The following is a 26412-nucleotide window of genomic DNA, read 5'->3' as shown; positions in this document are numbered from 1 at the left end:
TGAAAAATTACTCTAAGTTGATGCTCAATCCGAGTCCGCGTAACTCATGCAGCAACACGTTCAACGACTCAGGAATACCCGGAGTAGGCATCGGCTCACCTTTGACGATGGCTTCGTATGCCTTCGAACGTCCAACTACATCATCAGACTTGATTGTCAGAATTTCCTGCAGGATGTGTGCAGCACCGAATGCTTCGAGTGCCCAAACCTCCATTTCTCCGAAACGCTGTCCACCGAACTGTGCTTTACCACCCAACGGCTGTTGTGTAATAAGTGAGTACGGACCGATAGAACGGGCATGCATCTTGTCTTCAACCATGTGACCCAGTTTCAGCATGTAGGTCACACCCACAGTAGCTTGCTGCTCGAACGCCTCTCCCGTACCACCATCGTACAAAGTAGTTTTGCCATAACGAGGCAAACCTGCTTTATCAGTCCATGTGTTCAGGTCGTCCAACGTAGCTCCATCAAAGATAGGAGTAGCAAACTTAACGCCCAACTTCTTTCCTGCACTTCCCAATACGGCTTCAAAGATCTGGCCAATGTTCATACGAGAAGGCACACCCAACGGATTCAACACAATGTCAACCGGAGTTCCGTCAGCCAAGAACGGCATGTCTTCCTGACGCACTACGCGGGAAACGATACCCTTGTTACCGTGACGTCCGGCCATCTTGTCACCGACACCGATCTTACGCTTCTTGGCAATGTAAACTTTGGCCATCTGAATGATACCGGCAGGCAGTTCATCGCCAATGGTAATGGCAAATTTCTTACGTTTCAGTTCGGCATCCAATTCTTTGTACTTCTTGATGAAGTTCATCACCAAAGCACGGATCAGCGTGTTGGCATGTTCATCCTTCGTCCAGCCGCTCAATTGGATAGCAGTGAAGTCCAAATCGCTAAAATCGGAAGCATGGAAACGGGCACCCTTAGAAATAACATCGGTTCCCATATAATCCTTCACGCCTTCAGAAGTCAAGCCATCAGTCAACTTCAAAAGTTTATCAATCAATATCTTACGTAAATCGGCTACTTTACCTTCAAATTCCTCATCAATCTTTGGCAACAGAGCTTTGTCGGCCAGTTTGGAACTACGAGTCTTTATGACACGTGAGAACAAACGTTTGCCGATAACCACACCTTTCAACGAAGGTGATGCCTTTAAAGAAGCATCTTTTACATCACCGGCTTTATCGCCGAAGATAGCACGAAGCAATTTCTCCTCAGGAGAAGGATCGGACTCACCCTTCGGCGTAATCTTACCGATCAGGATGTCACCCGGCTCAATACGGGCACCAACACGCACGATACCATTCTCGTCCAGATCTTTGGTAGCTTCTTCACTTACGTTAGGAATATCAGAGGTCAGCTCTTCCATACCACGTTTCGTCTCACGTACTTCCAACGAATACTCTTCTACGTGTACAGAAGTAAGCAAGTCTTCGCGGACAACACGTTCGTTCAGCACGATGGCATCCTCGTAGTTATATCCCTTCCAAGGCATATAGGCAACCAATAGGTTCTTACCCAATGCTAATTCGCCGTCTTCAGTCGAATAACCCTCAGTAAGGATCTGACCCTTCGTCACACGCTGTCCTTTCACACAGATCGGGCGGAGGTCAATGGTCATATTCTGGTTCGTACGACGCCACTTCGGAATGCGATATTCTTTCAATGCCGATTCGAAACTTACAAATTCTTCATCTTCCGTGCGATCATAAAGAATACGGATGGTCGTAGCATCCACAAAATCTACTACACCTTCACCTTCGGCCGTAATCTGCGTACGCGAATCGCGAGCCAACTGACGTTCAATACCAGTTCCAACAATCGGCGCCTCGCTACGCAACAAAGGTACTGCCTGGCGCATCATGTTCGATCCCATCAACGCACGATTAGCGTCATCGTGTTCCAAGAACGGAATCAAAGAAGCGGCAATAGAAGCAATCTGCTGCGGAGAAACGTCCATCAGCTCGACTTCATTGGGAGCTACAACAGGATAATCTGCATCCTGACGTGATTTTACTTTATCACGGATAAAGGTTCCGTCGTCATTCAAAGGAGCATTACCCTGCGCAATAATCTTGCCTTCCTCTTCTTCGGCGCTCAGATAAACCAATCCTTCGGGAGAAAGATCAACCTTACCGTTTTCTACCTTACGATAAGGGGTCTCGATAAATCCAAGATCATTGATCTTAGCGAACACACAGAGAGAAGAAATCAAACCGATGTTCGGACCTTCAGGAGTCTCGATAGGACAAAGACGTCCATAGTGAGTATAGTGTACGTCGCGCACCTCGAAACCAGCACGTTCGCGTGACAAACCGCCAGGACCTAAGGCAGACATACGACGCTTATGAGTAATTTCAGCCAATGGATTCGTCTGGTCCATGAATTGAGACAAAGCGTTGGTACCAAAGAACGAATTGATGACTGAAGATATAGTCTTGGCATTAATCAAGTCGATCGGTGTGAACACTTCATTGTCACGCACATTCATTCGCTCACGGATGGTACGAGACATACGGGCCAAACCGATAGCAAACTGATTGGACAGCTGCTCACCGACAGTACGTACACGACGGTTGCTCAAGTGGTCGATATCGTCGACGTCTGCCTTCGAATTGATCAATTCAATCAGATACTTGATAATCTCAATAATATCTTCCTTCGTCAGGACACGTACATCCATGTCGGTCGTCAAGTTCAACTTCTTGTTGATACGATAACGTCCCACATCACCTAAATCATATCTCTTTTCAGAGAAGAACAAATTGTTGATGACTTCACGTGCACTGGCATCATCTGCAGGATCTGCATTACGCAACTGACGGTAAATGTAAAGCACAGCTTCCTTTTCCGAGTTACTGGGGTCTTTCTGCAGTGTATTATATATGATAGAGTAGTCAGACTGGTTCGGTTCTTCCTTATGAACAAGGATATTCTGAACGCCTGACTCTAGAATGATATCTACATGTTCCGGTTCAATCACAGTTTCACGGTCGATAACAACTTCATTACGTTCGATAGAAACTACTTCACCGGTATCTTCATCTACAAAGTCCTCAATCCATGTTTTCAAAACACGGGCAGCCAATTTACGACCAACAATCTTCTTCAGATTGGCTTTATTCACCTTAACGTCTTCTGCCAAATTGAAGATTTCAAGAATATCCTTATCATTCTCAAAACCGATAGCTCTCAGCAACGTTGTAACGGGCAATTTCTTCTTACGGTCGATGTAGGCATACATGACATTGTTAATGTCCGTAGCAAATTCAATCCAGGATCCCTTGAAGGGGATGATACGAGCTGAATACAACTTCGTACCATTGGCATGTACACTCTGACCGAAGAATACGCCCGGCGAACGATGCAATTGGGATACAACGACACGCTCGGCTCCATTGATGACAAACGTAGCTTTATCTGTCATGTAAGGAATAGGTCCAAGGAAAACGTCCTGAATGACCGTATCAAAGTCCTCATGATCAGGGTCGGTACAATACAATTTCAATTTTGCCTTTAACGGCACACTATAAGTAAGCCCTCGCTCTATACATTCATCGATGGTATAACGCGGCGGATCAATATAGTAGTCCAGAAATTCAAGAACAAAATTGTTTCTTGTATCGGCAATAGGGAAGTTTTCAGCAAATACTTTATACAATCCCTCGTTCTTACGTTTCTCGGGAGGAGTATCCAGTTGTAGAAAGTCTTGGAATGACTTCAATTGTACTTCCAGAAAATCCGGATATGCAAGCGGATTCTTAGTCGAAGCGAAATTAACTCTTTGATTTACAGTATTTGAAGACATCTGATAATGGATTTGTAGAAGTGAATTTTAAATATATACACAAAAAGGTTAAGAACCCTTCGTGAAAAGGGTTCTTAACCGAATTACCTGATTTACAGGCTAATGTTATTTAAGTTCAACTTCAGCTCCAGCTTCTTCCAATGTTTTCTTCAGTGATTCTGCTTCGTCCTTAGCCAAACCTTCTTTTACTACGCTAGGAGCACCGTCTACCATGTCCTTAGCTTCCTTCAAACCAAGACCACAAGCTTCCTTAACGGCCTTAACTACTTGAAGTTTAGCTGCACCAGCGCTCTTCAATACTACATCGAAAGAAGTCTTCTCTTCAGCGGCAGCAGCACCAGCGGCTGCGGGGCCAGCAGCAACAGCAACAGCTGCAGCAGCAGGTTCAATACCGTATTCTTCCTTCAGGATAGTTGCAAGTTCATTAACTTCTTTTACTGTCAAGTTAACTAATTGTTCTGCAAAAGCTTTCAAATCTGCCATTTTTGTATGAATTTAATTGTTTAAATACTAAAATAAATTGATAAAATTTTGTTTGCGGCTACTGTTATGCAGCCAAATAAATCGAAGCCTTAAGCTTCGGTTCTTTCACCAAGAGTCTTGAGAACTCCGTGAAGTGTGTTACCACCTGATTGCAGAGCAGAGATAATGTTCTTGGCCGGAGATTGCAGCAATGCCACGATTTCGGCAATAACTTCGTTCTTGCTCTTGATAGCTACGAGAGCATCCAACTGGTCAGCACCAACATAGAAGCTTTCCTCAGCATATGCAGCCTTCAGTCCCGGAATACCATCTTTAGCTTTATCCTTAATCAGTTTAGCCGGAGCGTTTGCAACATTGCAAAACATAACGGCCGTAGTACCTTTCAGGCAACCATAAAGCGGAGAATAATCTTCTTCAAGGCTTTCCAAAGCTTTGTGCAGCAATGTATTCTTAACTACCATCAGTTTGATGTCAGCCTTGAAACAAGCAGCTCTCAAAGCGCTGGTAGCAGCTGCATTCATAGCAGTTGTATCTACCAAGTAGAAGTGTCCGTATTCCTTAACTGTAGCAGCAATCTGCTCAATAATCGTACTTTTATCTTCCTTTCTCATTATTACTCCGTTTTATTAGATTTCTTCCACTGATTTAGGGTCGATTTTTACACCCTTACTCATTGTACTAGAAAGATAAATACTCTTAATATATGTACCCTTGGCTGCAGTCGGTTTCAATTTATTCAAAGTAGAGATGAATTCTTTCGCATTGTCACGAATTTGATCAGCACTAAATGAAACTTTACCGATAGAAGTATGAACAATACCACTCTTGTCAACCTTGAAGTCGATCTTACCTTGTTTTACTTCCTTAACAGCTTTAGCAACATCCATAGTCACAGTACCACTCTTAGGGTTCGGCATCAATCCACGAGGACCGAGAACACGACCGAGGGCACCAATCTTACCCATGATGGAAGGCATCGTGATAATCACATCAATATCTGTCCATCCACCTTTGATCTTTTCAATATATTCGTCAAGACCAACATAGTCAGCGCCTGCTTCTTTTGCAGCAGCTTCAGCATCCGGTGTACAAAGCACCAAAACACGCGTTACTTTACCAGTACCGTGAGGAAGTGATACGACACCTCTCACCATTTGGTTAGCCTTACGCGGGTCAACGCCCAAACGTACGTCGATATCTACAGAAGCATCAAACTTGGTAAAAGTGATTTCCTTTACCAGTGCAGAAGCTTCTTTGAGAGAGTATGCTTTCCCTGCTTCAATTTTTTCTGCAGCTAACTTTTGCTTTTTTGTCAGTTTACCCATTCTAATTGAAGTTTATAAGTTATTCATTAACCGGGAACTCCCCTTTTACAGTGATACCCATACTTCTAGCTGTACCAGCAACCATCTTCATAGCAGCTTCTACAGTGAAACAGTTCAAGTCAACCAACTTGTCTTGAGCAATCGTACGTACTTGTTCCCAAGTGATCTCGGCAATTTTCTTACGATTGGGTTCAGCAGAACCACTCTTCACCTTTGTCAGCTCCAGCAACTGGATTGCAACGGGAGGAGTCTTGATTACAAAATCGAAAGACTTGTCTGCATAGTAAGTAATGATTACAGGAAGAATCTTTCCTGCCTTGTCTTGGGTTCTGGCGTTGAATTGCTTGCAAAACTCCATGATGTTGATACCCTTGGAACCCAAAGCAGGTCCTACGGGAGGTGATGGATTTGCAGCGCCTCCTTTAATCTGTAATTTGATTAGTCCAGCAACTTCTTTAGCCATTTTAATTGATTGATTTATATATTACAATAATGACGGAACGACACAGCGTAACACCTGCATCATTCTTTTTCCACTTGCATAAAGCCCAATTCAAGCGGAGTTTTCCGCCCAAATATCTTCACCATGACCTTCAGCTTCTTTTTCTCGGTGTTCACTTCTTCAATGATACCACTGAATCCGCTGAACGGACCATAATTCACCTTTACAGTCTCACCGACTACATACGGGATGTTCATCTCTTCTGTAGCATCCTGCAATTCGTCAACAGTACCGAGTATGCGATTGACTTCTGATTGTCTTAAGGGTACGGGTTTATCCGAACCTCCCAAGAAACCAATCACGTTTGGAGTATTTCTCAAGTGATGAGCAACCTCACCAACCAAAGCCGCCTCTACCAAAACGTAACCAGGAAGATAACTTCTTTCCTTCACAATTTTCTTTCCATTGCGAACCTGATATACCTTTTCAGTAGGAATCAACACCTGAGACACGTAATCACCAAGGTCGCTGTTCTTAATGTCAGCTTCAAGGTATTCCTTCACCTTAGTTTCTTTTCCGCTGATAGCACGCAATACGTACCATTTCTTTTCAATCTCAGACATTCTTCAAGCTTTTTAATGAGGATAAACAAACTCCATTACGTGCTGGAAACAATAGTCCATCACAAACACCACCAATGCGATGAGCAGGGAAGCATATAAAACAACTACCGCACTGTTGGTAAGTTCAGAATACGTAGGCCACGATACTTTATGTACAAGTTCGTCGTAAGTTTCTTTGAAATAAGTTACAATCTTTTTCATTGCTTCAATATTAGCACGGGAGGAGAGGCTCGAACTCCCGACACCCGGTTTTGGAGACCGGTGCTCTACCAACTGAGCTACTCCCGTTTGAACATAATCAGTTCCCGATAGTAAATAACGGGAACTGATTAAGATTTATATTTTAGTCAAGAATTTCAGTAATCTGACCAGAACCTACCGTACGACCACCTTCACGGATAGCGAAGCGCAGACCTACGTTCAAGGCAACCGGATAGATCAGCGTAACAGTGATTTCAACGTTATCACCCGGCATTACCATTTCTACACCTTCCGGCAGAGTAATTTCACCTGTACAGTCCATAGTACGCAGATAGAACTGAGGACGATACTTATTGTGGAACGGAGTGTGACGACCACCTTCCTCTTTCTTCAAAACGTAGATAGAAGCTTTGAACTTAGAGTGAGGCTTAATCTGACCCGGCTTGCAGAGTACCATACCGCGCTTAATTTCGTTCTTGTCGATACCACGCAGCAACAGACCTACGTTATCACCAGCTTCACCTTCATCCAACAGTTTGCGGAACATTTCAACGCCAGTTACAACTGACTTTTTGTCCTCACCCAAACCAAGGATTTCAACTTCATCACCTACCTTGATAACACCAGCCTCGATACGACCGGTAGCTACAGTACCACGACCAGTGATAGAGAATACGTCTTCAACCGGCATCAAGAACGGCTTATCAATATCGCGCGGAGGCAGAGGAATCCATGTATCACAAGCGTCCATCAATTCCATTACCTTCTCTTCCCACTTTGGAACACCATTCAATGCGCCAAGAGCAGAACCCTGAATAAACGGAGTATTGTCACCGTCGAAATCATAAGCAGAAAGCAGTTCACGCATTTCCATTTCAACGAGTTCCAACATTTCGGGGTCGTCCACCATATCACACTTATTCATGAATACAACCAGTCTCGGTACGTTTACCTGACGAGCCAACAGGATGTGTTCGCGTGTCTGAGGCATCGGACCATCAGTTGCAGCAACCACGATGATAGCACCGTCCATCTGAGCGGCACCTGTTACCATGTTCTTCACATAGTCAGCGTGTCCCGGGCAGTCCACGTGAGCATAGTGACGGTTTGCAGTCTCATACTCAACGTGAGCTGTATTAATAGTAATACCTCTTTCCTTTTCTTCAGGAGCATTATCAATCTGATCGAAAGACTTAACTTCTGACAGACCCTTCTTTGCCAATACGGCTGTGATAGCAGCAGTCAAAGTTGTTTTACCGTGGTCAACGTGACCAATTGTACCAATGTTCACGTGGGGTTTGGTACGTTCGAATTTCTCTTTAGCCATAGCTTTACTTGTTATTTATTTGATTAATAATCAGCATTTACAATGATAAGAGCTGTTACCGGGACTTGAACCCGGGACCTCTTCCTTACCAAGGAAGTGCTCTACCGCTGAGCTATAACAGCAAGTGAAAGGAGTGGGCAAAGATGGATTCGAACCACCGAAGGCGTAAGCCAGCAGATTTACAGTCTGCCCCATTTGGCCACTCTGGTATTTGCCCATCACTTTTTTTCGAGCCTCTTGTCGGATTCGAACCAACGACCCCGAGATTACAAATCACGTGCTCTGGCCAACTGAGCTAAAGAGGCAGTTTTGCAGCCGTTCGCTGCTATACCGTGTGCGAAACGGCTGCAAATTTAGGCATTTATTTCATTCCCGCAAAATTTTTGCAGGTTTTTTATTTATTACGTATTTTTTCCTTGTACTTAACCAGCTGTTTTTCCAAAGCTTCCAGACATAAGTCTACCGCTTCCTCAAACGTGTCACAAACCTTGTTCGCATACAATTCGCCATTGGGAACCAAAACTTTCACTCCGGCTTCCTTGTTTTCGGCTGTCTCTGGTTTAACTACCTTCAATGACACCTCTACTTTCTGTATATCATCATAAAATCGCTCCAACTTCGCAGCTTTCTTTTGGATAAAAGCCTGCAATTGCTCTGATGCGTCAAAGTGAATTGATTGAATTCTAATTTCCATACATACCTCCTTTTCTTTAAGCCCGAGGATGGGCCTGGTTATACACTTTTTTAAGCTCTTCGAAAGTCGTATGCGTGTAAATCTCGGTAGTAGCCAAGCTTTCGTGCCCCAGTAATTCCTTAATCGCTCCAAGTTCTGCATCATGATTCAGCATGCTTGTCGCAAAGGTATGCCGCAGCACATGCGGACTCCGTTTCTTCACAGTCACCACCTTCGAAAGGTTTCGCATTACAATTTTCCTCACGATATTAGGATAAAGCCGCTCACCCGTCTTACGGACAAAAAAAGCGTCCGACCGAACCGGAACCGATTCATCCCGCTGCTTCACATAAGTCTCCATCTCCACCCGCAATTCTTCGCCAAAAGGAATCAAACGTTGCTTGTTACGTTTACCGGTAACTTTAATCACCGATGCCGCAAAATCAACATCTCCGTCGTCGAGCCCTATCAGTTCCGAAAGTCTCATGCCTGTGGCATAAAACATAGCAATAACCAAATGGTCACGACAACCTTCAAATCCTTCTCCAAAGTCCTCATCATCCAGCAATCGGTTCATTTCACTTTCCTTCACGAAAACGGGCAGGTTTTTCTTGTTTTTAGGCCCCGTTATCTTACGCAACGGATCCACTTTCACCTCTCCCTTCCTCAGAAGATACTTATAATATGACCGAAGCGAGCTGAGCTTACGGTTCACAGAAGTCGTCGCATAGCCGAGGTTCATCAAATGAATCATCCATTCGCGAACAACGTCCACCACCACTTCCGAAGGAGACTGAAGACCGACATCTTCTCCGCCAAACTCCTGAAACTGACGGATATCCTCACCGTAAGCCTTTACGGTATCATCAGAATAGTTCCGCTCATAACGGAGATAATCGAGAAAAGAGTCTGTCAGCAACATATCGCTACATAACTAAATGTGCAACGAATGTATGAAAAGAATTCAATAATTCAAAGGATTTTACGAATTATTAATCTTCTACTTGCTGAAGTTTCTGAACGTAAACGGCACGCTCTTTCTTAAGTCTTTTAATAACAGACGGTTTGTCAAACTGCTGTCTGCTTCTCAACTCTTTTACGATGCCAGTCTTTTCAAATTTACGTTTGAATTTCTTCAGCGCTTTCTCAATGTTTTCGCCTTCTTTTACAGGTACTACAATCATTGTTTTTAATTAATTAAAAAGTTAATGTTTAAAAATCTCACGATTAATTCGAGCCGCAAAAGTACACATATTTTCTTGATTCACAAAAAACTTTCTGCAAAATCTTAGCAAACAGACAGATATTCTTTTCTTTAGCTATCTTTACATGGGGCTATCAACAACAAGAAAAAATCTCAAAAACGGCGTAAAAGTTTGCACCGTCCGCGTTCTTTATGTACTTTTGATAATCGTAATGCCTGCTTTAGACTGGCATTACGATCCCCACACAATCATACATCTTTTATATAGTGAATTATGAACGACACCATTAAAGAACGCATCCAGACTCTCCGCGCATGGATGAAACAGACGGGGATAGAAGCATTCATCATCCCCAGTACAGACCCGCACCTAAGCGAATACGTAGCCCCCCACTGGCAGAGTCGAGAATGGATTTCCGGTTTTACCGGCTCGGCAGGTACCGTAGTGGTTACCGAGAACGAAGCCGGCTTGTGGACCGACTCGCGCTACTTCCTGCAAGCCGCCCAGCAGCTGGAAGGTACCGGCATCGACCTCTATAAGGAGATGCTGCCCGAAACGCCTTCCATCCCCGCTTTTCTATCCGAACAATTAAAAAAGGGACAAAGTGTAGGCATCGACGGCAAGGTATTCGCTACCGACGCAGCCCGATCACTCCAAAAAGAACTGGAAAACAACGGAATAACACTCAAATGCACCGCTGATCCGATGGAACAGATATGGGACGGGCGACCGGAAATGCCACAAGCCCAGGCCTTTATCCACGACACGAAATATGCCGGACGTACCTGTGCCGAGAAACTGGAAGCCATACGTGCCGAGATGAAGAAAGCCAAAGCCGACAGCTTGCTGCTCTCTGCCCTCGACGAAATAGCATGGACACTGAACCTGCGCGGCAGCGATGTGCACTGCAATCCAGTCGTTGTCAGCTACTTACTGATTGGAGAAAACGAAGCGCACTACTTTATCAACTCGCAAAAGGTAACACCCGAAGTCGCTGCACACCTGCATGAAGCGGGCGTATCACTACACACCTATCAGGAAATCGAGTCCTACCTCGCCCAATTGCCGGCAGAAAACCTGATGCTGGAGCCAGGCAAGACCAACTATGCCGTACGCTCGGCCATTCCCCAGCAATGCCGCGTCATCGAAGCCCCCTCGCCCGTTGCCCTTCTGAAAGCCGTACGCAACGAACAGGAGATAGCCGGACTCCGACAGGCCATGCAACGCGACGGCGTAGCACTGGTGAAGTTCCTAAAGTGGCTGGAAGAAGCAGTTCCTCAAGGTAAGGAAACGGAAATCAGCGTGGACAAGAAACTGCATGAGCTGCGTGCCGCCCAACCGCTCTACATGGGCGAAAGTTTCGACACCATCGCCGGATACGGAGCTCACGCAGCCATCGTCCACTACGAAGCCACACCCGAAACAGACATTCCGCTGGAGCCCCGCGGCTTCCTGCTGCTCGACTCGGGTGCACAATACCTGGACGGTACCACGGACATTACCCGTACCATCGCCCTCGGCCCGCTGACAGACGAAGAAAAGACCGACTACACCTTAATATTAAAGGGACACATCGACCTGGCCATGGCTGTCTTCCCCGAAGGCACGCGTGGCGCCCAGCTCGACGTGCTGGCCCGCATGCCCATCTGGCAGCACCGCATGAACTTCCTGCACGGCACGGGACACGGCGTCGGCCACTTCCTCAACGTACACGAAGGCCCGCAGAGCATCCGCATGAACGAGAACCCCGTCACCCTGCGCCCGGGTATGGTCACCAGCAACGAACCAGGCGTCTATAAGGCCGGCAGCCACGGCATCCGCACGGAGAACCTCGTCCTCACCGTTCCTGCAGGCGAAGGCCTGTTCGGCCGTTACCTGAAGTTCGAGACCGTCACCCTCTGCCCCATCTGCACTCGTGGCATCGTCCGCGACCTGCTGACTCCGGCAGAAATAGACTGGCTGAACCAGTACCACCGCACGGTGTACGAGCAACTCTCCCCCAGCCTCGACGAAGACGAACGGCTGTGGCTGGAGAAGGCTTGCAAGGCAATTTAATTTAACCTTTAACCCCTAAAGAAAAATGGCATTAATCAAATCAGTAAGAGGCTTTACGCCCGAAATAGGAGAAAACTGCTACCTGGCCGACAACGCCACCATCGTAGGCGACGTAAAGATGGGCCGCGACTGCAGTGTATGGTTCAACACCGTGTTGCGCGGCGACGTCAACTCCATCCGCATCGGCAACGGTGTGAACATACAGGACGGCAGCGTGCTGCACACGCTCTACGAGAAATCGACCATCGAAATAGGCGACCACGTGTCCATCGGTCACAACGTCACCATCCACGGCGCCACCGTGAAGGACTATGCCCTTGTCGGCATGGGCGCCACCATCCTCGACCATGCCGTCGTGGGCGAAGGCGCCATCGTGGCCGCAGGCTCGCTGGTACTGAGCAACACGGTCATCGAGCCGGGCAGCATCTGGGGCGGTGTTCCGGCCAAGTTCATCAAGAAGGTGGACCCCGAACAGGCCAAGGAACTGAACCAGAAGATTGCGCACAACTACCTGATGTACGCCAGTTGGTACAAAGAGTGAGACACTCCCAAAGATGGTCCTCTCACCCAGTGCTTCCTCATCCCCTGACGAAGCACTTTGTTACCCCCTCATAAAGCACTTCCTCACGACCTCATGCAGCACGGCATGAAGTGGTGAGGAAGTGCTCTGTTATAGAGAGTATGCAGAATACCGATTATTTCAGGACCTCTACCGCACGCTGGATACGACGGATAGTCTCTTCCTTACCCAGCAGCTCGGTGATGTCGAACATGTGCGGCCCCTTGCATTCACCTACGACGGCCAGGCGGAAGGCGTTCATCACGTTGCCCATGTGATAACCCTTCTCCGTGATCCAGCCGATGACGATGTCTTCGGACGGCTTCGAGCTGAAATCGGCGATGCCGCGCAGCACTTCCACCAGCTCGCCCATGATGCGGGGCGTGTCTTCGGACCAGCGTTTCTTCACGTCCTTCTCGGCATACGTTTCGGGAGCCACGAAGAAGAAACGTGCCTGATCCCAGAGTTCCTTCACAAAGTTGACGCGGCCCTTGACGAGCGACACGACGCGGGTCAGGAACTCGTCGCTGTATTGTGCTACGTCTACGCCATTGGCTGCCAGTACAGGCTTGAACAGCCCAGCGATTTCAGCGTCAGGCTTCTGGAGGATATATTCGTGGTTGAACCAGATACCTTTCTTATAGTCAAACTTGGCACCGGCCTTACTGCAATGGCTCAGGTCGAAGAGCTTCACCAGTTCGTCCATCGACATCAGTTCCTGGTCGTTGCCGGGGTTCCATCCCAACAGGGCGAGGAAGTTGATGACGGCCTCGGGCAAGTAACCGGCCTCGCGGTAGCCCGAAGACACTTCGCCGGTCTTGGGGTCGTGCCATTCCAAGGGGAAAACGGGGAAGCCCAGACGGTCGCCGTCGCGCTTGCTCAGCTTGCCGTTGCCTTCGGGCTTCAGCAGCAGGGGCAGGTGGGCGAACTGAGGCATCGTATCTTCCCAGCCGAAAGCACGGTAGAGCAGCACATGCAGCGGAGCCGAAGGCAACCACTCCTCGCCGCGGATGACGTGGGATACCTCCATGAGGTGGTCGTCCACGATATTGGCCAAGTGATAGGTAGGCAGCTCGTCGGCCGACTTGTAGAGCACCTTGTCGTCGAGGATGGAAGAGTTGATGACCACTTCGCCACGGATGAGGTCGTGGACATGCACGTCTTCATTCGGCTCAATCTTGAAACGTACGACATATTGCTTGCCCTCGGCGATCAGCGCATCTACTTCTTCCTTCGGAAGAGTCAGCGAGTTGCGCATCTGCAGGCGGGTAGAAGCGTCATACTGGAAGTTGGCCACTTCCTTGCGCTTAGCCTCCAGTTCTTCGGGCGTATCGAAAGCGATATAGGCTTTTCCTGCATCGAGCAGCACCTGGACGTACTTCTTGTAAATGTCGCGACGTTCGGACTGACGGTAGGGACCGTGGTCACCACCAAAGCTGACACCCTCGTCGAAAGGAATACCGAGCCACTTGAACGACTCCAGAATATATTCTTCAGCACCCGGAACGAAACGGTTGCTGTCGGTGTCTTCGATACGGAAAATGAGATCACCTCCATGCTGGCGCGCAAAAAGGTAATTATACAACGCGGTGCGCACACCGCCGATGTGCAAAGCGCCCGTCGGACTCGGGGCAAAACGGACTCTGACTCTTCTTTCTGCCATAATCTTCCTTACTTTATGAATATTTTAGGCGGCAAAATTAAGCCTTTTTTTCCACATGATTGTTTTTTTTTGTACTTTTCGCAAAAATTTCAACCGATATGAACAAAAGCAGTGAAAAAAAACGCTCCGTTTATAGAGATTTGCTATACAAAGCCCTTCTTTTCATCGGTACGGTAGCAGTCATCGTCTACTTCCTGCCCCGTGACGGGAAGTTCAACTATCAGTTTGACATCAACAAACCCTGGAAATACGGCCAGCTGATAGCAACCTTCGACTTTCCGATCTACAAGACGGACGACGTGGTCAGACACGAGCAGGACAGTATCCTGGCCCGCTTCCAGCCCTACTATCAGAAGGACAAGAATATCGCGACTGAAGCCCTGAAAAAACTGAAAAAGGACTACCAGAACCGACTGCACGCCCCCTACCTGACAGCCGACTACCTGCAATATATCGAAAAAAGACTGACCGAAGTATACCAGGCAGGCATCCTGTCGTCCGAGGCAATGGAAACGTTGCAAAAAGACAGCACGCGAAGCATTATGACCGTGAACGACAAAATCGCACAGCAGCAAGGAACTGACAAGCTGTATACCGTCAAATCGGCTTATCACTACATCCTGACGGCCGACTCCCTGCACTACCGTCCCCACGTTCTGCGTCAATGTTCCCTGAACGACTACCTGAACATCAACCTGACCTTCGACGAACAGCGTACGGACGCAGCCCGCAAGGAAATGCTGGAAAACTACTCGTGGGCCAACGGCATCGTACTGAGCGGACAGAAAATCATCGACCGTGGCGAGATTGTCAGCCCGGAAACCTACAATATTCTGGAAAGCCTGCGCAAAGAGTCCATCAAACGCAGTGCATCAGCCGGACAAAACCGCCTGACACTGCTGGGACAAATACTCTACGTCAGCATCTTCATGCTGTGCTTCATGCTTTACCTCGACCTGTTCCGCAAGGACTACTACAACCGGAAAGGAAGCCTGTCGCTGCTCTTTGCACTGATGATGTTCTACTGCGTGGTAACCTCGATCATGATGGCATACAACCTGTTCAATGTCTACATCCTTCCCTATGCCATGCTGCCGGTCATCATCCGCGTATTCCTCGATTCGCGAACAGCTTTCCTGACGCACTGCATCACCATCCTGGTATGTTCCATCTGCCTCCGCTATCCGCATGAATTTATCCTGCTGCAGATAACCGCCGGCCTGGTAGCCATCTATAGCCTGAGGGAACTGTCACAACGCTCACAGCTGTTCAAGACAGCCGTGCTGGTCATACTGACCTATGCCGCCCTCTACTTCGCTTTCGAGATGATTACGGAAAACGACTTGTCGAAGGTGAACGGACGGATGTATATCTACTTCATCATCAACGGCATCTTCCTGCTCTTCACCTATCCGCTCCTATTCGTACTGGAAAAAACATTCGGCTTTACCTCGAACGTGACGCTGGTCGAACTGTCCAACATCAACAATCCGCTGCTGCGCCGCATGTCTGAAACCGTGCCCGGCACCTTCCAGCACTCCATGCAAGTGGCCAACCTGGCTGCCGAAGCTGCCAACTGCATCGGTGCCAAGAGCCAACTGGTACGTACCGGCGCTCTCTACCACGACATCGGTAAGATGGAGAATCCCGTGTTCTTCACCGAAAACCAACGGGGAGGTATCAATCCGCATAAAAACTTGAACTACGAACAAAGTGCGCAAGTAGTCATCAGCCACGTTACCGGCGGCGTGAAACTGGCCGAAAAAAACAACCTGCCCAAGGTCATCAAGGACTTCATAACAACCCACCACGGCAAAGGGAAAACCAAATATTTCTACATTTCGTGGAAGAACGAACACCCTGGAGAAGAGCCAGACGAAGCCATGTTCACCTACCCCGGTCCGAATCCTTTCACCAAGGAACAAGCCATTCTGATGATGGCCGACTCGGTAGAGGCCGCTTCGCGCAGCCTGCCCCAGTATGACGAAGAAAGCATCAGCAACCTGGTGGAGAAAATTATCGACTCTCAGGTAGCCGAAGGGTACTTCAAGGAGTGCCCCATCACCTTCAAAGACATCGCTACCGTGAAGGAAGTGTTCAAAGAGAAGCTGAAGACCATCTATCACACGCGCATCAGCTATCCCGAACTGAAAAAGCAAGAAGAGAAAAAGTAAAGAACCTAACCCCATAGAGCCATGAAACCTACTGCCAAAGAAGAACAACGCGCCCTGCGCTTCCTGCAACAGAGCCAGCTGACACCGGAACAAATAGCCGGATTCAGCTTCATGCAACGGTATACGCCCGAACCCGACCGCCACAGCCCGGCCAACGTTTATGGCCCCGGCATCCTGACCTTACGGCTGAAGTCGGGTGAAGAAAGAATACGGATCGTCCATCTGCGCAACCACCCGACGGCTCTGATACGTACTCTGATAAGCCGCGGTATCAGTTTCGACAATCATCCAGTCGACACAGGAAATAGTACAAGGCCAACAGGCACTACCGTCTACCGCCGCATGTCACTCTACATGTTCTGGTATTTCGTACTGTTCGTTCTCTGCCTCAGCATAGCTTTCTATACCCTGAACATCGAACAATGGACAGGCATTGTGCTGCCCGTTCTCTTTTTCGGCATGAGCCTCTACAGCATCTACTTGCTTCAGGTGCGTTTCTGCTACCTCCGACTGGAAACCGACCGCCTGACCGTAATCAGTGCGGGACGCGAAATCCATTATGCCTACAGCGACCTGCTGAAAGTGAACTTCGACTTCGCCCGCGAACCGAACGCCACACATGTCATGGAAGTGATGGACAAGACATATCGCTACCGTCTCTTCTACATCGGCCGTGTACCCCGCACACAGCTCAACGAGATTGCCGAACGGCTCCGTCAGGTAGGTATCGACGCCACATGCAGCCTCAACGACGAAAAGCGACACTACCACGACGTGTACCATGGATAATTGAGAATGGATAATTGAGAATTGAAAATTATTAGTAAAAGGGGAGTCTTCCATTATCCATTATCAATTCTCCATTATCAATTCCTCAAGCAGTCCCGCACAGGCATCTTCCAGCAGGTCGAGCACATACTCGAAACCTTCTGCACCACCGTAATAGGGGTCGGGAACGTGATCAGCCTCAGTAAAGCGGGTACAAAAGTCGGTCATGCGACAAATCTTCCGTTCTGCTTCGACCGAAGGAGCGCGTTCCTTCAGATCCTCGATATTGCGGTCGTCCATACCAATGATAAGGTCGAAATCACCGAAATCGCTGGTACGAACGGGACGCGAACGATGCACTAGGTTGTAACCGCGACGGGCGGCATGCGCACGCATCCGCGGATCGGGCAATTCGCCCTGATGATAACTCAGGATACCAGCAGAGTCAATCACAAATTCATCGGCCCTTCCTGCCTCTTCCACCAGATGTTTCATTACACCTTCAGCAGACGAAGAGCGACAGATGTTTCCGAGGCAGACAAACAGGATACGGTGTTTCTTTGAAGAAGCCAAGTCTTTCTTTTCCATAGTTTCCATATTAAATTCAGATACCTAAATACTGTTTAAACCGCGTTACGTCATCATTCAGGATAAGCGCCTCGGGAAAATCAGTCTCACGGATGAGTTCTGATACGTATTCGTAATTGGCAATATCGAACGAAATGTGGGCATCACTTCCTAAAATGACAGGTACTTCGTACCGCTTGCACAGACGAAGGATTTCCAGATTGTTGGGACGGGCATCTTCCTTGTGACGGCAGGGCTTCAGGGAACTGTTGTTGATCTCGAGCAGTGTGTGATGTTCTTTCGCCGCAAGGACAATAGGTTCGAACAGCAAACGGGCCGTTCCGTCGCCGGGATGGCTGATGATGTGGATGTAGGGATTGGCTATCGCCCGCAGCATGCCTTCCGTATTCTCCTCGGGCGTTCCCGGACGGTAACAAAGCGAATGGATGCCGGCAATGCGCAGATCGAGTTTCTTCAGATGTGTCTCGTCCAGGTCGAGCCGTCCCTCCGTATCAAGGATGTTGATTTCCGCCCCCAGCAACAACTCAATCCCATACATACGTCTGGGCACGACGTGCAGGTTGCGGAAGTAAATCAGGTCACAAGTACCAGGGATGCCGGGCGTATGCTCGGTGATGCCCAGCAGTTCCAGCCCCTTGTCGGCCGCAGCCTGCGCCATCTCCTGCAGCGTGCTGAAGGCATGCCCGCTGGCCAACGTATGCGTGTGTACGTCTAATGCTATCTTCATATTTATATCCTAAATTATATTCTACATCGGGTCGACATCGTAATAAACAATGAGCGACTTGAAACGGTCTTCGGCCACCATCTCCTGTTGTACCTGCACCAGCAACTGCCGTGCACGTGCCATCGGAGCATTCGTTTCTATCTTGAGGACAATCTTGCGAATGAACAGCGTCTGTATGCGGGCCACGGGCGGTTTATCCGGTCCCAGTACCCGTGCACCAAAGACAGCACGCAGCTTGGCGGCCATCGTCTGTGCCATGACGTCGAGCAGTTGCTCGTTGCGGTGTTTCAGGTAAACATATACCAACCGGTAGTAAGGCGGATAGCGGAACAACTGCCGCTCGGCCAGCTGCCCGGCCACCATTCCCTCGAAGTCGTTGTGCATCACCTGCGAAATGATGGGATGATCGATACTCTTGGTCTGCAATACCACCCGCCCGCGCTTGTTCTTGCGTCCGGCCCGCCCGGCCACCTGTGCCATCAGCTGGAAGGCACGCTCATAGGCACGGAAATCGGGATAGTTCATCATGCTATCGGCATTGAGGATGCCTACCACGCTGACGTGGTCGAAGTCCAGTCCCTTGGACACCATCTGCGTACCGATAAGGATGTCTGTCCGTCCTTGCTGGAAATCGTGGATGATGCGTTCGTAGGCCGCCCGGGTACGGGTAGTGTCCAGGTCCATGCGGGCCACGCGAGCCTCTGGGAAGATAGCTTTCACGTCGTCTTCGATCTTCTCCGTACCAAAGCCACGGTTGCGCAGGTCCACTCCCTCGCAGGCAGGACACTGGCGAGGCACGGGCTGCGTGTAGCCGCAGTAATGGCAGGTCAGCTGATTGAGCCCCTTATGGTAGGTGAGGCTGACGTCGCAGTTCTTGCACTTGGGCATCCAGCCGCACGTGTGGCACTCGATCATCGGTGCAAAGCCGCGGCGGTTCTGAAAGAGGATGACCTGTTCCTTCTGCTCCAGCGCCTCGCGCACGTATTGCAACAACAAGGGTGAGAAGGGACCATTCATGCGCTTCTTGCGTTGCAGCTCCTTGATGTCAACAGGGATGATTTCGGGCAGCTGGATTTCTTTGTAGCGTTCCTTCAGCTCTACCAGCGCATATTTACCACCCTCAGTGGCATTGTACCAGCTCTCCACACTGGGCGTAGCAGTACCCAGCAAGGTCTTGGCCCCGCACATAGAGGCCAGCACGATGGCCGCATTGCGGGCGTGGTAGCGGGGAGCGGGATCCTGCTGCTTGTAAGTATTCTCGTGTTCCTCGTCGACGATGACCAGTCCCAGCCGCTGGAAGGGCAGGAAGAGGGACGAGCGCACACCGAGGATAATGTCATAGGGTTCATGGGAAAGCTGTTTCTGCCACACCTCTACCCGCTCGGCATCGGGAAACTTGGAATGATAGATGCCCAGCCTGCTGCCAAAGACCCGCTTCAGACGCTCGGTTATCTGGGTGGTTAAAGCAATTTCAGGCAGCAGATAAAGTACTTGCTTGCCTTGACGGACCGCCTCATCAATGAGGTGAATATAGATTTCGGTCTTACCACTGGAAGTGACTCCGTGGAGCAGACAGACATTCTTCACGCGGAACGAAGCACGGATTTCGTCGAAGGCCCGTTGCTGGTGGACGTTCAATTCATTGAGTGACATCACAGCTTGTGAAACAGTTTCCAGTCGCCCCACCTCCTGTTGATAGACCTCGAACACGCCTTTATCCACTAACCCGCTAAAAACAGCAGGAGTAGCGCCCGAACGTTTCAGCAGCTCGGCCTTGGACACCTCCCTGACCTCTCTTCCTCCCAGACAGCCGGAAAGTTCGATGTACTTCATCAGCAGGTCCAACTGCTTGGGCGCCCGGCGTTGCAGTTCGTCGAAGAAGAAATGCAGCCGCCGTTCGTTGCGCGCCGCTTCCGTCAGGCGCACACGTGTCTCGGTCTTGGGCTTGTAGGTGCGCTTCAACTCTTCCTTTACAAAAAGAGCATCTTTCTCGAGCAATGACTTCACTACAGCAAGAATGTTCTTCAAACCGCTTTCCTTTTCCAGCCTAGTCACCGTTTGCTCGGGTTCGACAGCCAACAGGTCCAGCACTTTCTGTTCGCGCTCGGATAACGGTTCTGCAGCTTCGAAGTCTGGATTGTACTCTACCACGGTTTCACTCTCCAGCTTCAGCCCCGACGGCAAGGCCGCCTTGTAGACATCGCCCTGCGTACAAAGATAATAGTCGGCCAGCCACTCCCAGAACCGAAACTGTAAGGGCACCAGAATAGGGTGTTCGTCGAGTACAGCCGACACTTCCTTCACTTCGTATTCCTGTGGCTTCAGGTAATGCACATTGCGCACAATACCCGTATAGAATTTCTTCCGCCCAAAGGATACTACCACCCGACAGCCTATCTGCACCTGTCCGTCCATCTCAGGCGGCAAAGCATACGTGAAACTGGCCTGCAGAGGCAATGGCAATATGACATCGACAAATTTTTCCATCGTGAGTGCAAAGATACGACAAAAAAACAGCGCCACCAATCAAAAAGATTGGCAGCGCCATTGACTTATCAAACTAATTGTCTTTTCTAAAACAGATATGCTAATGAGATTTGCCAAGTTTTAGTTTTTCCACTGACAAGATCATCCTTTATTGCCTTCAACGCTTCACCCGTCGAGAAACTGTCTCCCAATGGGATCTGATAATTAAAGCCTATCTGCAAATGCTGAAATAACTTCAGACCGGCACCAAGATTAACACCTACCTGAGCTTTCTTGGATTCTATGACATTCTCTCCATTCAGTGTATTACCTAGTCCTTTTAGCTTCGTATCCTTAAAATTAAAGAAGAAATCAGGGCCCGCAGCCACATAAATCCCCAAAAGGCTACCTAATCCAATAGTATATTTCAGATTAACAGGAATCTCAATACCTTGCTGCTTAGCATCCATTGTTATCACTTCAGAATCTTGTATCAGATTAACTTCATTACCACGCTGTGAGTACATTACAGCTCCATCGATACCCAAACCGATAACAGGTATTGTAAATTCGGCCATCGGACCAATAAAGAAACCAGCACTATTGTCCTTATTTCCTTCATATCCACCATTCCAGTCAATCTTCGACATATTCACACCACCTTTCACGCCCCATTTAAGCTGAGCCTGAGCAGGCGTAGCCAATGCCAACCAGCACATGGCTACTAATAAAATACTAAAAACCTTTTTCATATTCTTTCATTTAAAGTTTTGGGCAAATATATGTAAAATATTCCACGAAAAGAGTACAATCTAACAGAAAACTACTACCTTTGCACGACCAAACCAAGGAAAGATGCCGGAGTGGTCGATCGGGCCGCACTCGAAATGCGGTGAACGGGCAACTGTTCCCAGGGTTCGAATCCCTGTCTTTCCGCTAAAAAGGATGTAAGTCTCATTACAAGATTTGCATCCTTTTTTCTTCATAAACATCATGCACCATGAAAATGTTCATTATCGCCGCCCTGACGGCTATCTTTTTAACAATTCACGGATGCCGTCCTACCACAGACTGGCAAACACAACTACGTACGGAGCTCCAGGCTTATACAGACACATTGGATGCACAAATCGGTATCGCTCTCTTGCTGGAAAACGGAGACAGCCTGACACTCAACAACCGCCAACACTACGAAATGATGAGTGTATTCAAGTTCCATCAGGCACTGGCCGTATGCAACTATCTACACCACCACAACCAATCACTCGACACCCTGCTTCACATCACGCCCGCCGATTTGAAACCTAATACCTGGAGCCCGCTCAGAGACAGATATCTGCAAGAAGAGTACGTAAATGGGATGGATATCAGTGTCCGGGAGCTGTTGGAATACACGCTGCAGCAAAGTGACAACAATGCCTGTGACATTTTGTTCGACCGTCTCGTATCGCCTACCGAGACAGACCGTTTTATCAGGAGCCAGGGACTGACAGAAGATTTCGGCATTGCCTATACCGAAGCTGATATGCAGAAAGGCCATCACCTCAGCAAAGGCAACTGGAGTACACCTTATGCAGCAGCCAGCCTCTTGAAACACTTTCTGGAAACTGATCTCATAAAGGAGCCTTACAAAGCTTTCATAAAGGGAACAATGACTAGTTGCCAGACCGGCATGAAACGACTTCCCGCCCCACTACATGATACGAAAGCCTTTATTGGCCACAAGACCGGTAGCGGATATACCACGGCAGACGGCCGTATTGGAGCGACCAACGACCTCGGATTCATCACCCTATCCGATGGAACCCGCTATATCCTGGCCGTTTTTGTAAAAGATTCGGGATACAATGCCACACATACGGAGGAAATCATCGGACAAATATCCAAAATCGTATTCAACCACCTGCAAAAATATTGATTACTCACCATGATACAAATCAGAAAGACTCAACTAGAAGACATAGACCACCTGATGAACATCTTTGAACAGGGTAAACGCATCATGCGTAAAAGTGGGAACCTGAAACAATGGACGGGAAGTTATCCCAGCCGGGATTTAATAAAAAAAGATATCGAAGCCGGTCACAGCTATGTCTGTCTGGACGAAAAGGGAGATATCATCGGGACCTTTACCTTCATCCCTGGCAAAGATCCTACTTATGCCCGCATCTACGAGGGACAATGGTTGGACGACGAACGTCCTTATGCCACCATCCACCGCCTGGCCAGTACAGAAGACAGCCACGGTGTAGCCGCCGCCTGCCTGGAGTGGTGCTACACCCAAATACAGAACTTGCGAGCAGACACCCACCGCGACAACCTCATCTTGCAACACATCCTGCAAAAACACAGTTTCCGCTATTGCGGCATCATCTACCTGCTGAACGGCGACGAACGGTTGGCGTACCAGAAGATTGGCGATGAACGGTAAACGGCAAGTAAATAAACACTAACTGCCTACTGCCCAACACAAAACGCTAACAATACTTCTTCTTCAGCTCCTCCACCGACATGCCGGTAAAATAATCTTCAATGAAGTTCCAACGCTGCTCGTCGGTCATACGATCGGTACCGAAAAACATCGTAAACAGCTCAATCTGTTCCTGGAAAATGCGTTCATTAGCATCTAGAATCAGATTACGATAACCGTCGGCTGCCGCCAGCTTTTCCAGCCTATCCGCATCGTTGATGCGTACATGAACGCACGGCGTACCGCCCCCTGCCACACTGAACGACAAGCCACCCAGCATGGAAAGCAGGTTAAGCAACATGTTCAAATCGGAAAACGGCGTACAGTAGAACTGCAAACGGTCACCCTTATGCCCTGTGATACGCTGGGCGAACAACTTCTGATAACGCGAAAGCAACAGATCGAAGCCACGGGTTACGGTAAACGAAAGTTCGTTGGACTCCTTTTTCTTCTGGCTGCTGATATAACTCACGCTTCGCCCTTCCTCCGTACGGCTCTCGAGCAGGGAACCAATGAAGCGCTTGGCCGAACGGACATCCATCGCATGTTCGGCAAAGACGGCACGCAAGGCTTCTTCATCGAAACGCCCCTTACTCTTCTGTAAAGCTGTTTTCAGCAGCGTAACCAGACTCTTGAACAGCTCGTCCATACGACTGCGAAGCGTATCGGCGTCTTCCTTCAGCAGCACCTCATGCTTGCCTACGGCAACCGGACGTGCACCTTCGCACAGCGTACCGTTGTTCAGTTTCTGTTTGAATTCCTTATAACCCAATTCGGGGAAACGCTCTTCCCACAGGCGATCGAGACGGGCCAGGTAAACACCCTCCTCTCCTTCCACCGGAGTCAGATAATCGGCATACGCACGGGCAAACGCATCTCCCGTCTTGTCCTGCACATAGCCTTCCACCAGCAAATTCTGCGGACTGACCTCCAGCAAGCGGGAGCCAAAACGTTTCTGCACGTCTTCCTCGAGCCATAGCAAAGCGGTCTTTACAAATTGTCCCAGTTCCGTTTCATACTCCAGTTTATTCTTTGTACGCGGCAGTTTCACCACAAACTCGAAGTCGGAAAGCGACACCAGCATCTCCTGCTTCCGTCCTTTCATGTGATATACCTCGATGAGTTTCTGCAGAATCAGTGCCAACTGTTCCTGGGCAATAGCTCCCGTCTGATGCAGACGGTTCATATAATAGAAATCGCGTTCGTGGAAATCGGTGGCCGAAATGCCTTGCACGGATGCATCACGGGCAGCGCGTCCGACCTCCTGCACGTAATCGACAAACGTACTCGAAGGAGCCACATGGTAGACACGGTCGATATCACTGATGTCCACCCCCATACCAAAAGCCTTGGTAGCCACGATCAGCCGCTTACTGCCATCCTTAAAGGCGTCTACAATGGCAGCCTTCTGCACCTTGTCCTTCTTCCCGTAGTAGGAAGCGACCAAAGGCCAGTCGGCAGGCTTCACCCACGACTTGATCCGCATGTCGATCCCACCGGCAAAGGGATAATAGAGCAACGTCTTATGCCCGTCCAGATAGTCGTCTACACGGGCAGAAACGGCACGCTGCTTGGCCTTGTCGTAAGTTTCCCCTTCCTCCAGCTGCAACTGGCGGATGTCAAAACCAATATTCCGACGCTTCACCGTACCAATATAGAGCACACAGGGTTCCATCTGCAACGAACGGACCGTCTCGAAAACCATATCGTTGTCGCCCGACGGATTCCATACTGCCGTAGCCGTCAGGGCAAACAGCGGGAAGTCATAGCCCAATGTCTGTTTCAAGCCGGAAAGATAACGCCCCAGGAACCAATAGTCTACACGAAATTCCTTGCCCCAGGTAGTCACCGTATGAGCCTCATCGACTACGACAAGCCCAATACGACGGTCGCCCACAAAGTGATGGATGTCGTAGGACAGCAACAACTCGGGCGAGAGATAGAACAGGTCCACCTCACCCTCGCGCACCCGGCGATATACCTCAGCTTTCTGTTCGGGCGACAAGTCGGACGAAGCGTATGCCACACGCTCGTAACCCAGATCCTGCAATCCCTCTACCTGATCGACAATCAGAGCCTTCAGAGGGGAAACGATGAGCGTAAGCAGTCCGTATGCCTGCCCCAGATAAATGCCGGGCAGCTGAAAAAGCAACGACTTGCCCGACCCTGTCGGAGCCGTCAGCAGGACATTGTCCGGCCGTTCACGATCGTCTTTAGCCTTTTCGGCTTCCCGAATGACGTGTTCGACTAAGTGTCCCTGCGACAGAACGACTTTATCCTTCCCGCCGAACAAGTCCTTGTATATCTCCAGATCACGGAACTGCCGATACCCGTATACTTCATTCAGAAGCCTGCTTACCTCATCCCGACACTCAAAGGGTGAGCCATGGCCGTCCAATACCGGCAGGCGGCATCCGTTCATATTTCGTGCAATCATGATATTCCTGAAATACGATGTAACAAAAAAAGAGAAAGGTGGTCAGCAGGCCGTAAACTCCGACCTTCAGAACCACCTTTCCTTATTTCTAATTTAATTTGCTGCAATGCTGTTGCTTCAGATATGCGTAATCAATACTCCTCTTCGTTAAAGAAGAAATCTTCCTTGCTTGGATAATCAGGCCAGATATCTTCAATGCTTTCATATATCTCGCCTTCATCTTCCATCTCCTGCAAATTTTCAATCACTTCAAGCGGAGCACCCGAACGCATAGCATAATCAATCAGTTCATCCTTAGTTGCCGGCCAAGGGGCATCTTCCAGCTTCGATGCCAATTCCAATGTCCAATACATAGTTTCTAAGCCTTTAAGTTTGTGTACAATATTCTTTTCTCAATATTTTCGGC

General features: G+C 48.8%; 24 protein-coding genes and 5 tRNA genes. 7 read left to right on the top strand and 22 right to left on the bottom strand.

Annotated features, from left to right (window positions below; translation table 11 throughout):
* Nucleotides 1–7: 7 nt before the first annotated feature.
* From rpoB to rpsU, 15 genes are all read right to left on the bottom strand, one after another.
* Nucleotides 8–3820, bottom strand: a complete 3813-nt coding sequence (gene rpoB / locus HF894_RS07535; protein WP_021847742.1) for a DNA-directed RNA polymerase subunit beta — start codon at nucleotides 3818–3820, stop codon at nucleotides 8–10.
* Between the two features lie 105 nt (nucleotides 3821–3925).
* A complete protein-coding gene (gene rplL / locus HF894_RS07530) occupies nucleotides 3926–4303 on the bottom strand; it encodes a 50S ribosomal protein L7/L12 (protein ID WP_022020579.1) in 378 nt (125 codons plus the stop codon).
* 89 nt (nucleotides 4304–4392) lie between these two features.
* Entirely contained in the window at nucleotides 4393–4914 is a 522-nt protein-coding gene (gene rplJ, locus HF894_RS07525; protein WP_204971543.1) for a 50S ribosomal protein L10, read from the bottom strand.
* Between the two features lie 15 nt (nucleotides 4915–4929).
* Complete coding sequence (gene rplA, locus HF894_RS07520) at nucleotides 4930–5628, bottom strand: 50S ribosomal protein L1 (RefSeq protein WP_075317995.1); 699 nt, start codon at nucleotides 5626–5628, stop codon at nucleotides 4930–4932.
* 19 nt (nucleotides 5629–5647) lie between these two features.
* On the bottom strand, nucleotides 5648–6091 hold the full coding sequence (gene rplK / locus HF894_RS07515) for a 50S ribosomal protein L11 (RefSeq protein ID WP_075317996.1): 444 nt from the start codon (nucleotides 6089–6091) through the stop codon (nucleotides 5648–5650).
* A gap of 59 nt (nucleotides 6092–6150) precedes the next feature.
* The gene (gene nusG, locus HF894_RS07510; RefSeq protein WP_075317997.1) at nucleotides 6151–6693 is read right to left on the bottom strand and encodes a transcription termination/antitermination protein NusG; all 543 of its coding nucleotides are present in this window, start codon (nucleotides 6691–6693) and stop codon (nucleotides 6151–6153) included.
* 12 nt (nucleotides 6694–6705) lie between these two features.
* Nucleotides 6706–6894, bottom strand: coding sequence for a preprotein translocase subunit SecE (gene secE, locus HF894_RS07505; RefSeq protein ID WP_075317998.1), 189 nt, complete (start codon nucleotides 6892–6894; stop codon nucleotides 6706–6708).
* A gap of 14 nt (nucleotides 6895–6908) precedes the next feature.
* A tRNA-Trp gene (locus tag HF894_RS07500) sits at nucleotides 6909–6981 on the bottom strand.
* 55 nt (nucleotides 6982–7036) lie between these two features.
* Nucleotides 7037–8221, bottom strand: coding sequence for an elongation factor Tu (gene tuf / locus HF894_RS07495; protein ID WP_204968591.1), 1185 nt, complete (start codon nucleotides 8219–8221; stop codon nucleotides 7037–7039).
* A gap of 50 nt (nucleotides 8222–8271) precedes the next feature.
* Nucleotides 8272–8343, bottom strand: a tRNA-Thr gene (locus tag HF894_RS07490).
* A 12-nt stretch (nucleotides 8344–8355) separates the two neighbouring features.
* Nucleotides 8356–8438 (bottom strand) — tRNA-Tyr (locus HF894_RS07485).
* A gap of 14 nt (nucleotides 8439–8452) precedes the next feature.
* Nucleotides 8453–8526: transfer RNA gene (locus HF894_RS07480), tRNA-Thr, on the bottom strand.
* Between the two features lie 89 nt (nucleotides 8527–8615).
* Complete coding sequence (gene hpf / locus HF894_RS07475) at nucleotides 8616–8915, bottom strand: ribosome hibernation-promoting factor, HPF/YfiA family (RefSeq protein ID WP_021848666.1); 300 nt, start codon at nucleotides 8913–8915, stop codon at nucleotides 8616–8618.
* Nucleotides 8916–8931: 16 nt separating this feature from the next.
* Nucleotides 8932–9813, bottom strand: coding sequence for a tyrosine recombinase XerC (locus HF894_RS07470; RefSeq protein ID WP_204971563.1), 882 nt, complete (start codon nucleotides 9811–9813; stop codon nucleotides 8932–8934).
* 73 nt (nucleotides 9814–9886) lie between these two features.
* Nucleotides 9887–10078 carry a 30S ribosomal protein S21 gene (gene rpsU / locus HF894_RS07465; RefSeq protein WP_021848668.1) on the bottom strand — a complete coding sequence of 64 codons (192 nt, stop codon included), beginning with the start codon at nucleotides 10076–10078 and terminating at the stop codon, nucleotides 9887–9889.
* Nucleotides 10079–10372: 294 nt separating this feature from the next.
* Between rpsU and HF894_RS07460 the strand changes: the two genes are divergently transcribed.
* Both HF894_RS07460 and HF894_RS07455 read left to right on the top strand, forming a co-directional pair.
* On the top strand, nucleotides 10373–12154 hold the full coding sequence (locus tag HF894_RS07460) for an aminopeptidase P family protein (protein WP_204971542.1): 1782 nt from the start codon (nucleotides 10373–10375) through the stop codon (nucleotides 12152–12154).
* Nucleotides 12155–12179: 25 nt separating this feature from the next.
* Nucleotides 12180–12695: a gamma carbonic anhydrase family protein gene (locus HF894_RS07455; protein ID WP_021848670.1), complete on the top strand. Its 516-nt coding sequence runs from the start codon at nucleotides 12180–12182 to the stop codon at nucleotides 12693–12695.
* A 154-nt stretch (nucleotides 12696–12849) separates the two neighbouring features.
* Here the strand turns inward: HF894_RS07455 and gltX are convergent, their stop codons facing one another.
* Complete coding sequence (gene gltX, locus HF894_RS07450; RefSeq protein WP_204971541.1) at nucleotides 12850–14376, bottom strand: glutamate--tRNA ligase; 1527 nt, start codon at nucleotides 14374–14376, stop codon at nucleotides 12850–12852.
* Between the two features lie 98 nt (nucleotides 14377–14474).
* On the opposite strand from gltX, the gene HF894_RS07445 reads away from it, so the two are divergent.
* Nucleotides 14475–16550: an HD family phosphohydrolase gene (locus tag HF894_RS07445; RefSeq protein ID WP_204971540.1), complete on the top strand. Its 2076-nt coding sequence runs from the start codon at nucleotides 14475–14477 to the stop codon at nucleotides 16548–16550.
* 21 nt (nucleotides 16551–16571) lie between these two features.
* Nucleotides 16572–17339: a hypothetical protein gene (locus HF894_RS07440; RefSeq protein WP_204971539.1), complete on the top strand. Its 768-nt coding sequence runs from the start codon at nucleotides 16572–16574 to the stop codon at nucleotides 17337–17339.
* Nucleotides 17340–17402: 63 nt separating this feature from the next.
* Here the strand turns inward: HF894_RS07440 and HF894_RS07435 are convergent, their stop codons facing one another.
* From HF894_RS07435 to HF894_RS07420, 4 genes are all read right to left on the bottom strand, one after another.
* On the bottom strand, nucleotides 17403–17906 hold the full coding sequence (locus tag HF894_RS07435; protein WP_204971538.1) for a low molecular weight protein-tyrosine-phosphatase: 504 nt from the start codon (nucleotides 17904–17906) through the stop codon (nucleotides 17403–17405).
* A 16-nt stretch (nucleotides 17907–17922) separates the two neighbouring features.
* Nucleotides 17923–18633, bottom strand: coding sequence for a phosphatase (locus tag HF894_RS07430; RefSeq protein ID WP_204971537.1), 711 nt, complete (start codon nucleotides 18631–18633; stop codon nucleotides 17923–17925).
* 21 nt (nucleotides 18634–18654) lie between these two features.
* On the bottom strand, nucleotides 18655–21120 hold the full coding sequence (gene priA, locus HF894_RS07425; RefSeq protein ID WP_204971536.1) for a replication restart helicase PriA: 2466 nt from the start codon (nucleotides 21118–21120) through the stop codon (nucleotides 18655–18657).
* An 86-nt stretch (nucleotides 21121–21206) separates the two neighbouring features.
* A complete protein-coding gene (locus HF894_RS07420) occupies nucleotides 21207–21851 on the bottom strand; it encodes a porin family protein (protein WP_204971535.1) in 645 nt (214 codons plus the stop codon).
* Between the two features lie 97 nt (nucleotides 21852–21948).
* Here HF894_RS07420 and HF894_RS07415 point away from each other — a divergent pair.
* The 3 genes from HF894_RS07415 to HF894_RS07405 all read left to right on the top strand — a co-directional run bounded on the left by HF894_RS07415 (nucleotide 21949) and on the right by HF894_RS07405 (nucleotide 23530).
* Nucleotides 21949–22035 (top strand) — tRNA-Ser (locus tag HF894_RS07415).
* Between the two features lie 64 nt (nucleotides 22036–22099).
* The gene (gene bla, locus HF894_RS07410) at nucleotides 22100–23017 is read left to right on the top strand and encodes a class A beta-lactamase (RefSeq protein WP_204971534.1); all 918 of its coding nucleotides are present in this window, start codon (nucleotides 22100–22102) and stop codon (nucleotides 23015–23017) included.
* A gap of 9 nt (nucleotides 23018–23026) precedes the next feature.
* Nucleotides 23027–23530 carry a GNAT family N-acetyltransferase gene (locus HF894_RS07405; RefSeq protein WP_204971533.1) on the top strand — a complete coding sequence of 168 codons (504 nt, stop codon included), beginning with the start codon at nucleotides 23027–23029 and terminating at the stop codon, nucleotides 23528–23530.
* A 46-nt stretch (nucleotides 23531–23576) separates the two neighbouring features.
* On the opposite strand, the gene HF894_RS07400 is transcribed toward HF894_RS07405, so the two are convergent.
* Together HF894_RS07400 and HF894_RS07395 are read right to left on the bottom strand one after the other, a co-directional pair.
* The gene (locus HF894_RS07400; RefSeq protein ID WP_204971532.1) at nucleotides 23577–26006 is read right to left on the bottom strand and encodes a DEAD/DEAH box helicase; all 2430 of its coding nucleotides are present in this window, start codon (nucleotides 26004–26006) and stop codon (nucleotides 23577–23579) included.
* A 131-nt stretch (nucleotides 26007–26137) separates the two neighbouring features.
* Entirely contained in the window at nucleotides 26138–26359 is a 222-nt protein-coding gene (locus HF894_RS07395; RefSeq protein ID WP_002558131.1) for a DUF2795 domain-containing protein, read from the bottom strand.
* Nucleotides 26360–26412 lie beyond the last annotated feature (53 nt).

This window comes from Caecibacteroides pullorum, from assembly GCF_019239235.1.
In the GTDB taxonomy this organism is placed as follows: domain Bacteria; phylum Bacteroidota; class Bacteroidia; order Bacteroidales; family Bacteroidaceae; genus Bacteroides; species Bacteroides pullorum.
The sequence above is the reverse complement of the archived record's forward strand: the minus strand, read 5'-3'. Positions and strand labels throughout refer to the sequence as shown.

Coding starts and splice junctions, on each gene's coding strand:
- rpoB (WP_021847742.1), bottom strand. CDS start 3,820: ATGTCTTCAAATACTGTAAATCAAAGAGTTAATTTCGCTTCGACTAAG.
- rplL (WP_022020579.1), bottom strand. CDS start 4,303: ATGGCAGATTTGAAAGCTTTTGCAGAACAATTAGTTAACTTGACAGTA.
- rplJ (WP_204971543.1), bottom strand. CDS start 4,914: ATGAGAAAGGAAGATAAAAGTACGATTATTGAGCAGATTGCTGCTACA.
- rplA (WP_075317995.1), bottom strand. CDS start 5,628: ATGGGTAAACTGACAAAAAAGCAAAAGTTAGCTGCAGAAAAAATTGAA.
- rplK (WP_075317996.1), bottom strand. CDS start 6,091: ATGGCTAAAGAAGTTGCTGGACTAATCAAATTACAGATTAAAGGAGGC.
- nusG (WP_075317997.1), bottom strand. CDS start 6,693: ATGTCTGAGATTGAAAAGAAATGGTACGTATTGCGTGCTATCAGCGGA.
- secE (WP_075317998.1), bottom strand. CDS start 6,894: ATGAAAAAGATTGTAACTTATTTCAAAGAAACTTACGACGAACTTGTA.
- tuf (WP_204968591.1), bottom strand. CDS start 8,221: ATGGCTAAAGAGAAATTCGAACGTACCAAACCCCACGTGAACATTGGT.
- hpf (WP_021848666.1), bottom strand. CDS start 8,915: ATGGAAATTAGAATTCAATCAATTCACTTTGACGCATCAGAGCAATTG.
- rpsU (WP_021848668.1), bottom strand. CDS start 10,078: ATGATTGTAGTACCTGTAAAAGAAGGCGAAAACATTGAGAAAGCGCTG.
- HF894_RS07460 (WP_204971542.1), top strand. CDS start 10,373: ATGAACGACACCATTAAAGAACGCATCCAGACTCTCCGCGCATGGATG.
- HF894_RS07455 (WP_021848670.1), top strand. CDS start 12,180: ATGGCATTAATCAAATCAGTAAGAGGCTTTACGCCCGAAATAGGAGAA.
- gltX (WP_204971541.1), bottom strand. CDS start 14,376: ATGGCAGAAAGAAGAGTCAGAGTCCGTTTTGCCCCGAGTCCGACGGGC.
- HF894_RS07445 (WP_204971540.1), top strand. CDS start 14,475: ATGAACAAAAGCAGTGAAAAAAAACGCTCCGTTTATAGAGATTTGCTA.
- HF894_RS07440 (WP_204971539.1), top strand. CDS start 16,572: ATGAAACCTACTGCCAAAGAAGAACAACGCGCCCTGCGCTTCCTGCAA.
- HF894_RS07435 (WP_204971538.1), bottom strand. CDS start 17,906: ATGGAAAAGAAAGACTTGGCTTCTTCAAAGAAACACCGTATCCTGTTT.
- HF894_RS07430 (WP_204971537.1), bottom strand. CDS start 18,633: ATGAAGATAGCATTAGACGTACACACGCATACGTTGGCCAGCGGGCAT.
- priA (WP_204971536.1), bottom strand. CDS start 21,120: ATGGAAAAATTTGTCGATGTCATATTGCCATTGCCTCTGCAGGCCAGT.
- HF894_RS07420 (WP_204971535.1), bottom strand. CDS start 21,851: ATGAAAAAGGTTTTTAGTATTTTATTAGTAGCCATGTGCTGGTTGGCA.
- bla (WP_204971534.1), top strand. CDS start 22,100: ATGAAAATGTTCATTATCGCCGCCCTGACGGCTATCTTTTTAACAATT.
- HF894_RS07405 (WP_204971533.1), top strand. CDS start 23,027: ATGATACAAATCAGAAAGACTCAACTAGAAGACATAGACCACCTGATG.
- HF894_RS07400 (WP_204971532.1), bottom strand. CDS start 26,006: ATGATTGCACGAAATATGAACGGATGCCGCCTGCCGGTATTGGACGGC.
- HF894_RS07395 (WP_002558131.1), bottom strand. CDS start 26,359: ATGTATTGGACATTGGAATTGGCATCGAAGCTGGAAGATGCCCCTTGG.